Annotated in this window: 13 protein-coding genes; 5 read left to right on the top strand and 8 right to left on the bottom strand. The window is 72.1% G+C overall.

The annotated features are described in order from the left end of the window. Positions 1-12 precede the first annotated feature (12 nt). The 6 genes from ABZ493_RS15200 to ABZ493_RS15175 form a co-directional block, all read right to left on the bottom strand. Positions 13-705, bottom strand: a complete 693-nt coding sequence (locus ABZ493_RS15200; protein ID WP_430582982.1) for a phosphocholine cytidylyltransferase family protein — start codon at positions 703-705, stop codon at positions 13-15. A gap of 31 nt (positions 706-736) precedes the next feature. Beyond that, on the bottom strand, positions 737-1963 hold the full coding sequence (locus ABZ493_RS15195) for a CDP-glycerol glycerophosphotransferase family protein (RefSeq protein WP_430582981.1): 1227 nt from the start codon (positions 1961-1963) through the stop codon (positions 737-739). 160 nt (positions 1964-2123) lie between these two features. Next, on the bottom strand, positions 2124-2933 hold the full coding sequence (locus ABZ493_RS15190; RefSeq protein WP_430582980.1) for a sulfotransferase family 2 domain-containing protein: 810 nt from the start codon (positions 2931-2933) through the stop codon (positions 2124-2126). Between the two features lie 50 nt (positions 2934-2983). Continuing rightward, positions 2984-4297 carry a sulfate adenylyltransferase subunit CysN gene (cysN, locus tag ABZ493_RS15185; RefSeq protein WP_430582979.1) on the bottom strand — a complete coding sequence of 438 codons (1314 nt, stop codon included), beginning with the start codon at positions 4295-4297 and terminating at the stop codon, positions 2984-2986. Positions 4298-4300: 3 nt separating this feature from the next. Next, complete coding sequence (cysD, locus tag ABZ493_RS15180; protein ID WP_430582978.1) at positions 4301-5203, bottom strand: sulfate adenylyltransferase subunit CysD; 903 nt, start codon at positions 5201-5203, stop codon at positions 4301-4303. Continuing rightward, on the bottom strand, positions 5200-6072 hold the full coding sequence (locus ABZ493_RS15175; RefSeq protein WP_430582977.1) for a 3'(2'),5'-bisphosphate nucleotidase CysQ: 873 nt from the start codon (positions 6070-6072) through the stop codon (positions 5200-5202). Before ABZ493_RS15175 ends, cysD begins: the two co-directional genes overlap by 4 nt. Before the next feature lie 130 nt (positions 6073-6202). Here ABZ493_RS15175 and ABZ493_RS15170 point away from each other — a divergent pair, with 130 nt between their 5' ends. Next, complete coding sequence (locus tag ABZ493_RS15170; protein WP_430582976.1) at positions 6203-7201, top strand: sulfite exporter TauE/SafE family protein; 999 nt, start codon at positions 6203-6205, stop codon at positions 7199-7201. Then, positions 7198-8475 carry an adenylyl-sulfate kinase gene (gene cysC, locus ABZ493_RS15165; protein ID WP_430582975.1) on the top strand — a complete coding sequence of 426 codons (1278 nt, stop codon included), beginning with the start codon at positions 7198-7200 and terminating at the stop codon, positions 8473-8475. Before ABZ493_RS15170 ends, cysC begins: the two co-directional genes overlap by 4 nt. A gap of 55 nt (positions 8476-8530) precedes the next feature. On the opposite strand, the gene ABZ493_RS15160 is transcribed toward cysC, so the two are convergent. Continuing rightward, on the bottom strand, positions 8531-9484 hold the full coding sequence (locus ABZ493_RS15160) for an ABC transporter ATP-binding protein (RefSeq protein WP_430582974.1): 954 nt from the start codon (positions 9482-9484) through the stop codon (positions 8531-8533). Continuing rightward, complete coding sequence (locus ABZ493_RS15155) at positions 9477-10385, bottom strand: ABC transporter permease (RefSeq protein WP_430582973.1); 909 nt, start codon at positions 10383-10385, stop codon at positions 9477-9479. The genes ABZ493_RS15160 and ABZ493_RS15155 overlap by 8 nt, the downstream gene beginning before the upstream one ends. Positions 10386-10664: 279 nt before the next feature. On the opposite strand from ABZ493_RS15155, the gene ABZ493_RS15150 reads away from it, so the two are divergent. From ABZ493_RS15150 to ABZ493_RS15140, 3 genes are read left to right on the top strand one after another with little or no spacing between them, the layout of a single operon-like run. After that, on the top strand, positions 10665-11354 hold the full coding sequence (locus ABZ493_RS15150; protein ID WP_430582972.1) for an IspD/TarI family cytidylyltransferase: 690 nt from the start codon (positions 10665-10667) through the stop codon (positions 11352-11354). Next, positions 11347-12054, top strand: a complete 708-nt coding sequence (locus ABZ493_RS15145; RefSeq protein WP_430582971.1) for an SDR family oxidoreductase — start codon at positions 11347-11349, stop codon at positions 12052-12054. The genes ABZ493_RS15150 and ABZ493_RS15145 overlap by 8 nt, the downstream gene beginning before the upstream one ends. Continuing rightward, entirely contained in the window at positions 12054-13814 is a 1761-nt protein-coding gene (locus tag ABZ493_RS15140; protein WP_430582970.1) for a CDP-glycerol glycerophosphotransferase family protein, read from the top strand. Before ABZ493_RS15145 ends, ABZ493_RS15140 begins: the two co-directional genes overlap by 1 nt. Positions 13815-13931 lie beyond the last annotated feature (117 nt).

Raw genomic sequence — 13931 nt, 5'->3', positions numbered from 1 at the left:
CTTGCCCGGGTGTCAGACGTGCTCGTTGGCGCGAGCGAGATCGTCCTCGAAGTCCACCTCGACGGCGAAGAGGTCCGAGATGTCGACGGGCAGCACCTGCATCCCGTCCTCACGGATCGACTTCTCGATGCCGCCCTCGAAGTACTCCTGGTCGTCGACCTCGTCGAGGCGCTGGATGAGCGCGGCCTTGTCCTTCGCGGAGACGAAGTTGATCCCGACGGCCTCGCCGAGCGCGTCCTGGACCTTCTTGGACAGCAGCGCCACGTACCCGGCGTCGTCCACCGTGTACTTGACCTCCTCGTCGCCCACGGCGGCCGTGTTCACGCACACGAACGACTGGTCCGCGTCGATCAGCTCCTTGACGCGGCGCAGCACCTCCGGGTGGAAGACCACGTCCCCGTTCATCCAGAGCACCGCCCGGTCGCCCGAGCCGCGCAGGGCCTTCAGGAGCGACTTCGAGGTGTTCGTCTGGTCGTACAGTTCGTTGTAGGCGAAGGTCGCGTCGGGCGCGGCCTCCAGGATCTGCTCGAGCTTGAAGCCGACGACGATCGTCACCTGCACGCCCTCACCGAACGCGTCGCGCACGTTGCCGAGCTGCTGCGCGAGGATCGTCCGCCCGTCCTTGAGGGTGGTGAGCGGCTTCGGGAACGGCCGGCCGAGCCGCGTCCCCATCCCCGCCGCCAGAATGACGACCTGCACTCCCATCACAGCCACCTCTCGTCTCGTCCTTCGTCGGTCATGCGGTCACGCCTGGCGACCGTGCTGCGGCGCGCTCGACGACCGCGGCATCGTAGCGCCTCACGACCTCCCGGCACGCGGCCACGAACCGTGCGGTCGCCGCCCCCGGCGTCGTGTCGCCCAGGTAGTGCTCCACCATCCGCTCCCGCTCCGCCGCCGTGGCGTCGTCGGCACGGATCTCGTCGACCAGCGCGGCCAGGTTACCTGCGTCGGCGGCGTCGACCCACGGCACGACCTCGGTCAGCGGGCTGGCCGCGGGCCGGGCCTCGGGCGAGGCGGGCCGCAGGAACACCATCGGACCGCGGGTGGCCAGCCAGTCGATCGCGACGCCGGACACGTCGCAGACCAGCACGTCCGCGGCCGCGAACGAGTCGGCGAGCGGGACGCCGTCGACGTCGGTCCGGCCCCGGTCCCCCGCCGCGCCGACGAGGGCCCGGAGGCGCGCGTCGGCGTCGCGGTACGCGCGTGAGTGCACGCCCGTCAGCGGGTGGGGCCGGTAGACGACCCGGTATCCCGCTCCCAGCAGGCTCCGGACCACGGCCTCGCCATGGCTCACGACGGTGCCGTACGCGGACTGGCCGGGGCTGCCCTCCCACGTGGGCGCGTACAGCACGGTCGGCCGGTCGGCGTCGCCACGGGCGTCCCGCACCGCGGCGACGCGGGCCAGCTGCTCGTCCACCTGCGGCCGGCCGATCGGCACGCACCGCGCGGAGGCGTCGAAGAACACGGACGACGCGGCCATCCGGTCGACGGCGGCCTGACCGGCGACGAACGAGAAGTCGTACGCCTTGGTCTGGTTGGAGACCGTGACCTGCTTGTCGGAGTCCCCGTGCATCAGGGACACGTGCACCAGCTGCGCCAGCCGCAGGTTCGTGAAGTTGTCGGGGTGGTGGTTGACGTAGATGGCGAGGCGCAGGCGGCCCCGCAGCACCAGACCCTCGACGGTCGACGGCTCGGCGGCCACGACGACGTCGAGCCCGGACGCCGCACGGACCCGCCGCGCCGTGCGCGAGTCGCGCAGGACGACGACGGTGCGCATCTCGCGGTCCAGGGCCCGCAGCGGCTCGTACCACTGCTCGAGCTGGTAGAGCGAGCCGGGCGGGTCGGCGAAGAACACCATCACCTCGTGCGGCAGGACGGTGGTCGCCAGCTCGGCGTCCTCGCCGATGCGGTCGGCGGTACCGGAGGGTACGAGTCCGAGGCGGCGCGTCAGACGCGCCAGCATCGACCGCGCACGACCCACGACTCGCCTCCCACCACCGTCTCCGCGCCTCCGCGATGAGGTGACGCTCACGTGGATGCCCCAGAAGTATAGGGGGTTGCTCTCGCACGGCATCCCGGGAAACAAAAGATGAACACCACGCCCCCGGGGGCGCGAGCGACGTTCAGCGGCGGAACACGGCGCGCGCACGGTCGGTGCTGCGACGGAACACCTCGCCCAGGAGCTCACCCGCGCGCAGGTCGGACGTCTGGTCCGCGACGATCGCTCGCTCCATCGCCCGGCGAACCGGCCTCGGGTCCGTGTCGACCGTGGCCGAGGGGAGCGGCGCGGAGCCCGGCTCGGTCGAGTACCCGAACTCCTCGAAGTCCCTGGCGTAGAACTCGACGAGACGATCGTGGAGCGCGGGGCTGATCTCGACGTCCTTGCTCGACACGCCCGCCGCGCCCTCGCTGGTGCGCTCGCGGCCCACGTGCGGGGGCAGGTCCAGCCCGTAGCGGTCGTTCAGCCGCGCGACCGCCGCGTCGAGACCGTCCTCGAACCGCATCACGTCGGCGCCCTCGACGAGGAAGTCCGCCTGCGGGCGGATGTGGTTGCCCAGCAGGTACGGGTAGCTCGCGTACTTCGCGAACCGGCGCTCCGCCCACGCCTCGACGGCGCCGGCGGACAGGTCGACGACGTCCCCGTCGATGCCGTGCCGCCACGCGTACTCCGACCGGAAGCGCGCGATCGGGTCCCGGACGATCATGAAGACGGCCTCGAAGCGGTGCAGCCGGAACGTCGCCCGCAGCGGGTCGCCGTGCATGTGCTGCGACGTGCACCACCGGAAGTGGTTGAGCGAACCCACCGAGGTGGCGCTGCTGTGGTAGCTCATCGACCACCCGGCGTCGACGAAGTGGTTCTCGATGGAGGACCCACCCGTCTTCGGCACGTGGACGAAGAGGACCCCGCGCTTGTCCTTGCGCAGAACCGGCATGCGATCAGACCTTCCTGGCTTCGTGCGGCTGCGACCTGTGGCGCGTCCCGTCAGGACGCGTGCGGCAGGCCGCCCACCATCCCCGCGGCGACGGTCTTGTTCGTGGCCTCGTCCACGAGGATGAACGCGCCCGTGCGACGGTTCTGGCGATACGGGTCGACGAACAGCGGCTGCGTGACGCGCAGCTGGATGCGGCCGATCTCGTTGAGCCCGATCTCGGTCGCGTCCTCGTCGCGGTGCAGGGTGTTGACGTCGACGCGGTAGTTGATGTCCTTCACCATGGCGCGGGCCCACCGGGTGGTGTGCTTGATCGCGTACTTCTTGCCGCGCACCAGCGGCGCGGACTCGTCCATCCAGCAGATCTGGGCGTCGATGTCCTGCAGCGCGGCGGGCGAGTTGTTCGGGCGGCAGATCATGTCGCCGCGCGAGATGTCGATCTCGTCGGCGAGGCGCACCGTCACCGACATGGGCGGGAACGCCTCGTCGACCGGCCCGTCGGCGGTGTCGATCCCCGCGATGGTGGTCTCGAGCCCGGACGGGAGCACCCGGACCTTGTCGCCCTTCTTCAGCACGCCGCCGGCCACGGTGCCCGCGTACCCGCGGTAGTCGCGCGCGTCGTGCGACTGCGGCCGGATCACGTACTGCACCGGGAACCGCACGTCCTGCAGGTTGCGGTCGCTCGCCACGTGGAGGGACTCCAGGTGGCTGAGCAGCGGGCGGCCGTCGAACCACGGCATGTTCTCGCTGCGGTTCACCACGTTGTCGCCGACGAGCGCCGAGATCGGGATGAACGTGAGGTCCGGCACCCGCAGGCGCGAGGCGAAGTCCGTGAAGTCGCGCCGGATGCCCTCGAAGACCTCCTCGGAGTAGTCGACGAGGTCCATCTTGTTCACGCAGACCACGATGTGCGGGACACCGAGCAGGGTGGCGAGGAACGTGTGCCGACGGCTCTGCTCGATGACGCCCTTGCGCGCGTCGACGAGGATGAGCGCGACGTCCGCCGTCGACGCCCCTGTGACCATGTTCCGCGTGTACTGGATGTGCCCCGGGGTGTCCGCGATGATGAACTTGCGCTTGGGCGTGGCGAAGTAGCGGTACGCGACGTCGATCGTGATGCCCTGCTCGCGCTCGGCGCGGAGACCGTCGGTGAGCAGCGCCAGGTCCGTGTAGTCGTTGCCACGGTCCTTGCTGACCTGCTCCACCGATTCGAGCTGGTCCTCGAAGATCGTCTTGGAGTCGAACAGCAGCCGCCCGATGAGCGTGCTCTTGCCGTCGTCCACGGAGCCCGCGGTCGCGAAGCGCAGCAGGTCGGCGGACGTGTCGATCGCCTGAGAGGCGGTCTCGGTAAAGGTCTCGGTGCTCATGGCTTAGAAGTAGCCCTCTCGCTTGCGGTCCTCCATCGCGGCCTCGCTCACCTTGTCGTCGCCACGGGTGGCGCCGCGCTCGGTGAGGCGCACGGCGGCGACCTCCTCGACGATCTCGGCACGGGTCGCCGCCGTCGACGCGACGGCGGCGGTGAGGTTCGCGTCCCCCACCGTGCGGTAGCGGACGGACCGCACCTCGGCGGTCTCGCCGTCCTTGAGCGGCGTGAACTCGTTGACGGCGAACAGCATGCCGCCCCGGTCCACGACCTCGCGCTCGGCCGCGAAGTACAGGTCGGGGAGGTCGATGTCCTCGGCCTCGATGTAGGCCCAGATGTCCAGCTCGGTCCAGTTGGACAGCGGGAACACGCGGATCGACTCGCCCTGGTGGACGCGGCCGTTGTACAGGTCCCAGATCTCGGGCCGCTGGTTCTTGGGGTCCCACTGGCCGAAGTCGTCACGGAAGGAGAACACGCGCTCCTTGGCGCGCGCCTTCTCCTCGTCGCGGCGCCCGCCGCCGAACAGCGCGTCGAAGCCGTTCTTCTCCGCGGCCTCGAGCAGCACCGGGGTCTGGATGCGGTTGCGGGAGCCGTTGGGCTCCTCCTGCACCAGCCCGCGCTCGATGGCCTCCGGCACGGAGGCGACGACGAGCTGGATGCCGAGCCGCTCGACCCAGCGGTCGCGCGTGGCCAGCACCGACGGGAAGTTCAGGCCGGTGTCCACGTGCATGATCGGGAACGGGATCCGCGCCGGGGCGAACGCCTTGGCGGCCAGGTGGAGCATGACGATCGAGTCCTTGCCGCCCGAGAAGAGCAGACAGGGGCGCTGCATCTCCGCGACCACCTCGCGAAAGATGTGGATGCTCTCCGCTTCGAGGCTGCGGAGCTGGCTCAGGACGCGAGACGTCACGGCTGGGCACCTTCCTTGATGTCGACCCCGGCCTCCGTCAGCGCCGCACGCAGGTACGCCGCCACGGCCGGGTGGCAGACGAAGAGATCGGGGAGCCAGGGGTCCTGGCGGTTGTAGACGAGCGGCGTGCCGTCCAGGCGCGTGCACTCGAGCCCGGCGGCGAGCGCGACTGCGACGGGGGCCGCCGAGTCCCACTCGTACTGGCCGCCCGCGTGCACGTACGCGTCGACCGTGCCGTCCACGACGGACACCACCTTGACGCCGGCCGAGCCCATGGGCACGAGCTCGACGCCGCCGCGGGCGGCGAGGTCCGTCACGAACGCCGGCGGGCGGCTGCGGCTCGCGGCGAGGCGCAGCGGCCGGCGCCCCGCGAGCACCGCCGCGGCGTCGTCGTCCGGGAGCGCGCGGGCCCCGTCGGGCTCGACGGTGCTGAGGACAGCGTCCCGGGCGGGCAGGCCGACCGCGCCGACCGCGAGGCCGTCGGGGCGGGCCACGCCGCGCTCCCAGAGGGCGACGTGCACGGCGAAGTCGTCGCGCCAGCCCTCGCCGGCGCGCTCGGCGAACTCGCGCGTGCCGTCGAGGGGGTCGATGATCCAGACGCGGTCCGCCGCGAGCCGGTCCGCGGAGTCCGCGGCCTCCTCGGAGAGGACGGCGTCCCCTGGGCGGGCGTGCGCGAGCGCGGCGGCGAGCCACGACTGGCTCGCCGCGTCGCCCGCGTCCTTGAGCTCGCGCGGCTCGAACGCGTCGCCGGCGGCGTCGACCTCGGCCCGCAGCCCGCGGAGCACCTGGCCTGCGCCCTGCGCGAGGGCCACGGCGAGCTCGCCGTCGGACAGGCCCGGGTCCGGGAAGGACGGGGCGGGGCGGGGCATACGACTCCTCGGCAGGTGGCACTGGACGGGGACCCGGTCGGGCCGCGGCCGACGCTACCATTCCGAATTGGACGACTTCCTGAGAGTTCACATCGCTGAATTCTCTTTTTCCGATAGGAATGGTGCGCTTTTGAGCCTCGATCTCCCGCTGATCGTCGGCGGACTCGTCGTGGGCTTCGTCGTGGGCCTGACGGGCATGGGCGGCGGCGCCCTCATGACGCCCATGCTGATCTTCGTCTTCCGCGTGGACCCGCTCACCGCCGTCTCCTCCGACGTCGTGGCCAGCCTCTTCATGAAGCCCGCGGGGGCGATCGTCCACCTGCGCCGCCGCACCGTGAACCTCCAGCTCGTGCTGTGGCTGTGCATCGGCTCCGTGCCGGCGGCGTTCTCCGGCGCGCTCCTCATCCGCTACCTCCCGTTCGGCGACGGGTTCGACGAGACGCTCAAGAAGGTCCTCGGCGTCGCCCTCCTCGTCGCCTCGGCGGGCCTCGTGGTCCGTGCGGTGCTCGGGATGCTCCAGCGCCGCACCGCCCTCGGCGAGGGACCGGCCGCGCCGAGCAGCCCGGACGTCGTCGTCCGCAAGGTGCCCACGCTGATCCTCGGCGCCGTCGCCGGGCTCATGGTCGGGCTCACGTCCGTCGGCGCGGGATCGATCATCATCGTGGTGCTGCTCCTGCTGTACCCGGCCCTCAAGGCCTCCCAGCTGGTGGGCACCGACCTGGTCCAGGCGGTCCCCCTGGTGGCCGCCGCGTCGCTGGGGCACATCCTCTACGGGGACTTCGAGCTGGGGCTGACGACGTCGCTGCTGGTCGGCGCCATCCCCGGCGCCTGGTTCGGCGCGCACGTCTCGAGCCGCGCACCCGGCGGCATCATCCGCCGCGCCCTGGCGATCCTGCTGCTGGCGTCCGGCCTCAAGCTGCTGGGCGCCTCGCTCGGCGTCGTCGTCGCGGCCGCCGTGGGCGCCCTCGTCCTCGGTAACGTGCTGTGGGTCGTGGTGCGGGAGCGCATCAAGAGGCTCCCGCCCCGGCCGAAGCCGCTCGGCACCACCACGTCCCCCGCACCCGACCCCGCCACGGGACCGGACTTCGACCCCGACCCCGACCCGAAGGACACGACCACGCGATCATGACCGAGCCCACGCCCCCCGCCGTGCCCGCCGACCTGCCCGCCGACCTGCCCCGCGCCACCCACGTGCTCTCCCCCGACGGGCTGGACCTCCTCGAGCTCGCCCTCGCCGGCGGCCCCTGGCTCCCGCCCGCCGGGCTGCCGGCCGGCACGGTGACGCTCCTGGACGCGGAGAACACGCCGCTCGCCGTCGTGGGCACCCCCGGCGACGAGGCCCCGCGCCCCGTGCGGCCGTTCGCCCGTGCCGCCGGGCCGCACTGGGACCCCGACCTGCGCCGCACCGCCGCCGCGGTCCGCGCGGACGTCCGCCCGGCCCAGGGGACCGTCGCCGTTGTCGTGGCCGAGCCGCCGACCCGCTCGGAGGTGGACGCCCTGCCGGAGATCGTCGGCGACGCCGGAGCGGTGCTGCTGCTCGTGCCGGCCGCCCGCCGGGCTCCCGCCGTGGGACGGGTGGGCGCCCCGGGGCTCGTCCGCGTCGCGCGCGACCTCCCCGACCGGCTCGACGACGGCGCACGCCGCGCGACCGTCGTCGTCGTGCCCTGGCCCGCCGACGCACCGGACGGGCTGCGCTGGGCGGACGTGGGCGCACGCTACGGCGCGGAGCGCACGGAGGTGCTCGCCGCGCACCGCTCGACGTCCGACCAGGAGGCCGTCGCCGGGCTCGGCACGCTGTGGTCCGACGCCGTCGCCGACCTCTACCCCGACGTGCCCGCCGCCGAGGTCGTGCGCGCCGCCGACACCGCCCGACCGCGGGGCGCCGTCGTCTTCTTCACGGGGCTGTCCGGCTCCGGGAAGTCGACCGTGGCCCGGGCGCTGGCGGCCGAGCTCGACGACGAGGGCCGGCACACCACGCTGCTCGACGGCGACGAGGTGCGCCACCACCTGTCCAAGGGACTCGGCTTCGACAAGGAGTCGCGCGAGCTCAACGTGGAGCGGATCGGCTACGTCGCGTCGCTCGTGTCCTCGCACGGGGGCGTCGCGGTGGCCGCGCCCATCGCGCCGTTCGCCTCGGGCCGCGCCCGGGTGCGCGAGCTCGCCGAGGCCGCGGGCGCCTTCCTGCTGGTGCACGTCAGCACGCCGCTGGAGGTGTGCGAGGCCCGCGACCGCAAGGGGCTGTACGCGAAGGCACGGCGCGGCGAGATCCCCGAGTTCACGGGGATCTCCTCGCCGTACGAGGCACCGACCGACGCCGACGTCGTCGTCGACACGTCGCGGGTCGACGTCGCGGAGGCGGTCGCGCGGGTGCGCGCCGCGCTCACCGAGCGTCTCGGGGGCTGAGGCCCCGCGCCGGTGGAGCCCGCCGCGACGGACGGGCTCCACCGGCGCGAGCCGCTCAGGCCTGCTTCTTCTTGGTCCGGGCGCGGGGCCCGACGCCGCCGGCGCGCGCCGAGGCGTTCGCGGCGCGGTGGGCGCGGACGAACTTGCGGTACTCGGTGAGCACCTCGTCCGTGCCGCCGTCCATCACCAGCTGCCCCTGGTGCACCCACAGCACGCGGGTGCACATCGCCTCGACCGTGCTGATCGAATGGCTGACCAGGAAGATCGTGCCGGCGTTCTTGCGGACCTCGTCGATGCGGGCCTTCGAGCGCGCCTTGAACGCGGCGTCGCCCGTGGCGAGCGCCTCGTCGATCATGAGGATGTCCGGCGTCGCCGCCGACGAGATCGCGAACCGCAGGCGGGCGCCCATGCCGGAGGAGTACGTCTTCATCGGCATGTAGACGAAGTCGCCGATGTCGGCGAACTCCACCACCTCGTCGAAGCGCTCCTCGACCTGCTTGGGCGTGAGCCCCAGCGCGAGGCCGCCGATCCAGATGTTCCGCTCTCCCGAGAGCTGCGGCATGAGGGCCGCGTTGACGCCCAGCAGCGCCGGCTCGCCCGCCACGTGCACGCTGCCGGAGTGCGGCGGGATGAGGCCGGTGATCGCGCGCAGCAGGGTGCTCTTGCCGGAGCCGTTGATGCCGACGATGCCGATGGCCTCGCCGTGCCGGGCGACGAAGGAGATCCCGCGCACGGCGTGCACCTCGCTCACGGCGCCCACGTGCTGCGACGTGGAGCTCACCAGGCGACGCAGGAAAGACTTCTTGGGCGCCTGCGCCTCGCGCACGTTCTCCCCGCCCTTGGCGGCGACCTGCTTCGCCTTGCCGCCGAACACGCGGTAGACGATGTGCAGGTCGTCCACGACGAGCACCGGGTCGCCGACGGTCGCGACGGGCTTCGGGCCCTCGAGGTCCTCGGGCTCGAACTCCTCGTCGAGGTCGACGTCGAGATGAAGGTCGGACTCAGTCACGGCCGTACCGCTCCTCTCCGCGCCAGAAGATGATGAACCCGGCGACGAACGTGACCACGGCCCAGCCCGCGGCCCACGCCCACATCACCGGGTCCTGCGGGATGTTGGGCTCCTGGGTGAGGATCGAGCGCGCGACGTACAGGAACACCCCGATCGGCTGGTAGTCGAGGATCGGGCCGACGATCGCCTGCGCGCTCTCCGGGAGGGTGCCCACGTAGTGGGTCACGGGGAAGATCACGCCCGAGCCGTACATCACGAGGCGCATGACGAAGCCGATGACGTTGTCCAGGTCGGGTGTGATGGCCACGGCGCGGGCGACGATGAAGGCGATCCCGGTGTTGAAGATCCACAGGAGCGCCACGATGAACGGCAGGAGCAGCCAGCTCCACGTCACGTGCACCGGCGGGTACTGCGGCAGCAGCCCGCTGAGCAGCACGATCGCGCACATGACGACGAGCGCCGGCACGAGCGTGGTGAGCAGGGAGACCACCTCGGCGATGGGCAGCACGGCGCGCGGGAAGTGCAACGACCGGATCAGCGTCGACTTCTGCGCGATCGACTTGGAGCCGCCGTGCACGGACTGCTCCACGAAGCGGAACAGGAACGTGCCGATCACGATGAACGCGATCGTGTTCTCCACGCCGCGGCTCGCGTCGATCAGGATCCCGAAGATCAGCACGTAGACGATCGCGTTGAGCGTCGGGTTGAGGACGGCCCACAGCTGACCCAGGTAGTTGTTCTGGTTCTTGGAGTAGGCGGTCGCGGTGCCGAGGGCACGGATGAACGCCCAGCGGGAGGCGACGTCGCGGATGTACCGGCCCAGCGGCGGGCGCACGCCCATCTGCTGCAGCCCGTACTGCTTCGCGATCGCCTGCCGCTCCTGCGAGGTGGTGTCCGGCACGACCGGCTCCGGGGGACGGAGGGGGTCGCGGCCAGGCCCCGGCGTCCCGCGGTCACCCGATGCGGCGCCCGTGGTGGTGTCGGTGGTCACGTAACTTGCATACCCGTCTTCTGAGGTACGGCCAGCGGCTGTCCGGCCCCGTCGATCCTAGCGCGGCTCCGCGTGCCGCCCGGCGGTCGGAGAGCCGCCGCCCCACCAGGTACCGTGTGCTGCGGACCGGCGCTGCCCCACGCGTGGCGGGCCGGATCCCACCCTTCCGAACCCTTCGAGAGGAACGCCATGTACTCGCTGCTCTTGCTCAACGGCGGAGTCGGCGCTCGCGTCGCCGCGGGTCAGCCCAAGCAGCTGATCAAGGTCAAGGGCATACCGATCCTGGTGTACTCGCTGGTCGCCGCCGACGCGGTGCCCGAGATCGACCAGATCGTGCTGAACTACCCCGAGGGGTGGCGCGACGACGTCGAGCGCATCGTGACCGACTACGCGATCAAGACCCCCGTGACGTACGTCGAGGCGGGCGCCACGCGGCACGAGTCCGTCGCCGCCATGCTGTCCTCCGCCACGAACGAGCACGTCGTCGTGCACGAGTCGGCCCGGCCGCTCGTGACGACCTCCGACTTCGCCGCCCTGGTCGCGGCCGAGGCCCAGAACGTCTCCCTCATGCTGGAGATCCCGTTCACCGTCGCCCCCGTCGACCCGGAGCAGCGCAAGGTGACCGGCTACCTCGAGCGGTCGACCCTGCGCAACGTCCAGCTCCCGCAGAAGTTCGCGAAGGCGGACCTCGTCGACGCCCACCAGAAGGCCTCGGCGGAGGGCAAGACGTACACGGAGGACGCGACCCTGGTCGCCGTCGCCGGGCACGACGTCCGCTTCATCGACGGCAACGACCGCAACATCAAGGTGACCACCCCGACGGACGTCCGCCTCGCGACGTACCTGCTCTCGGGTGGCGAGGAGGGCTGGGATGAGTAAGACGCTGATGGTGACCGGCGCGTCGAAGGGCATCGGCCTCGAGACCGTGCGCCGGTTCCTCCAGAACGATGCCGAGATCTCGACGATCGTCCTGGTCGCGCGCGAGTCCGAGGAGTACACCCAGGCCCTGGCGGAGCTCGAGGAGCTCAACGAGCGCGGCGTCACGCTGGCGCCGTACGTCGCCGACCTCGCCGACCGGGGCGGCGTGATCCGCCTGTGCGCCGAGATCGTCAAGGCCCACGGCACCGTCGACATCCTCGTCAACAACGCTGGGTACACGAAGCCCGTCCCGCTGCAGCAGGTCGACTTCGCGGACTTCGAGCGCACGATCGCGGTGAACCTCTACGCACCCTTCACGTTCGTGCAGGAGCTGCTGCACCACGGCAACAAGTTCGAGCTCATCGTCAACATCGCCTCGACCGCCGGCATCAACGGCCGGTCCGGCTGGCTGACCTACTCGGCGTCCAAGGCCGCGGTCATCAACATGAGCGAGGTCATGCGCGAGGAGCTCGCGATCTACGGCACCCGTGTCGTGTGCATCTCCCCCGGCCGCACCGCCACGGCGCTGCGCCGCGTGCTCGCGCCGGACGAGGACCCGTCCACGATCATGCAGCCGCAGGACGTGGCCGAGGTCATCGAGATGCTCGCCTCGCCCGTGGGCCGGTTCGTCGACTCGGCCAACCTGGTGGTGCGCCAGTAGTGGATCGCCTGCTCCGGGGCCCGCGCAGGGTCGTCGTCGTCAACCTGCTGGCCGCGTGCGCCCTGCTGGCGGCGGCGACCCTCACGGCGCCGGCGGTCGGGAGCGTCCTCGCGCTCGTGGGGATCGCCCTGATCGGCTACCTCCAGCGCCGGTCGTTCTTCCGGCCGGGTCCCGGCCGGCCCGGCGCCTGGGGCATCGCCCGCACCGCGCTGCTCGGGACGGCGCTGGTCGGTGTCGTCCGCGACGGCATGGACGGGTGGGACGTGCTGACGGCCCTCGTCGTCGCGCTCCTGGTCCTGCTCACCGCGCTCGAGGCGCGGCTCGGCGGGATCTGGTCCGGCGCGACCCGTCCGGTGGCGAACCTGCCCGGCGTCGACCCGGCACGCCCGTACACCACGGCCGTGGGCGCCCTCCAGGCGGCCCACCTCGCCGCGCTCGCCCTGTGCCTGCTGGTGCCCGTGGTGCCTGTGGTGGCGCTGCCCGCCGCGGCGCTCGCCGCGGGCGTCCTGGTCGTGAGCGGCCTGTGGTCGTTGCGGGCCCGTCGCGACCGTGGGCCCTTCGCCACCGCGATCACGACGGCGCTCGAGCGCCACGCGGCGCCGGTCATGGTCTACCTCTCCGGGCCGGGCGGCACCGAGTACCAGCTCGGCGTGTGGACCAGCGAGCTCGAGCGGCTCGCCGACGAGGGCACCGGCGTCGTCGTCGTGGTCCGTGAGCGGTCGCTCGCGCAGCGCGTCGCCGCCCTGACGAGCCTGCCCGTCGTCTCGGCCCCGTCGCTGGCCGATCTCGAGGCCCTGCAGGTGCCCGCCTTCCGGGTGGCCCTGTACGTCAACAACGGGGCCAAGAACGGCCACAACGTCCGCTACCGCGACCTCACGCACGTGCAGCTGCTGCACGGCGACAGCGACAAGCCGTCCAGCTACAACCCGGTGACGGCCATGTTCGACCGGATCTTCGTCGCGGGCCAGGCCGGCATCGACCGGTACGCGTCCCACGGCGTGCGCATCCCCGACGAGAAGTTCGTCATCGTCGGGCGACCGCAGGTCGCGGACATCCGCCACGCCGACGCCGCCGCCGCGCTGCGCACCGTGTTCTACGGGCCCACCTGGGGCGGGTTCAACCAGGACAACAGCTTCGGCTCCCTGGCCTGGGGCGAGCAGATCGTCGCGGGGCTGCTGACGCGGGGGTACCGCGTGATCTTCCGGCCGCACCCGTACTCGCTGCGCCGGCCCGAGGAGGCCGCGCACGTCGAGGCGATCCACGCGCTGCTCGACGCCGACCGCCGACGGTCCGGTCGCGAGCACCTGTTCGGCGAGGCGGCCAGCTCGACCATGACGCTGGTCGACTGCTTCAACGCGTCCGACGCGCTGGTGTCCGACGTCTCGTCCGTGCCCGCCGACTACCTCTACAGCGGCAAGCCGTTCGTCATCACGCAGGTGGACGACACGCCCGTGGACGAGTTCCTCGACGAGTTCCCGCTCGGGCGCGCCGCCTACCTGGCGCGCCTCGGCGAGGCCGGTTCCCTCGACGCCGCGCTCGACGGGCTGGCCGACGACCGGCTCGCCGCCGAGCGCGACCGCACCCGGCGCTACTACCTCGGCGACATCCCCGAGGAGACGTACGCGCGCACGTTCCGCGACGCGGTGCGCGCGACCGTGACCGACGCGGGCCCGCCGCCCCTGCACCACGCGCAGGCCGCGGGCGCCGAGGACGAGGAGGCCGCGGAGCTCACGGCGGACCCCGCCGACGGCGACGAGTGACGCGGGACGACTGACGCGCGACCAGTGATGAGGGCGGGGACGAGGACGGGCGGGCCGGTGCCCTCGTCGTCACCAACCGCTCGGCCACGCCCCTGGACCTCGCCGTGTACGGCACCG

The organism is Isoptericola sp. NPDC019482 (assembly GCF_040632295.1).
GTDB lineage: Bacteria > Actinomycetota > Actinomycetes > Actinomycetales > Cellulomonadaceae > Isoptericola.
The sequence above is the reverse complement of the archived record's forward strand: the minus strand, read 5'-3'. Positions and strand labels throughout refer to the sequence as shown.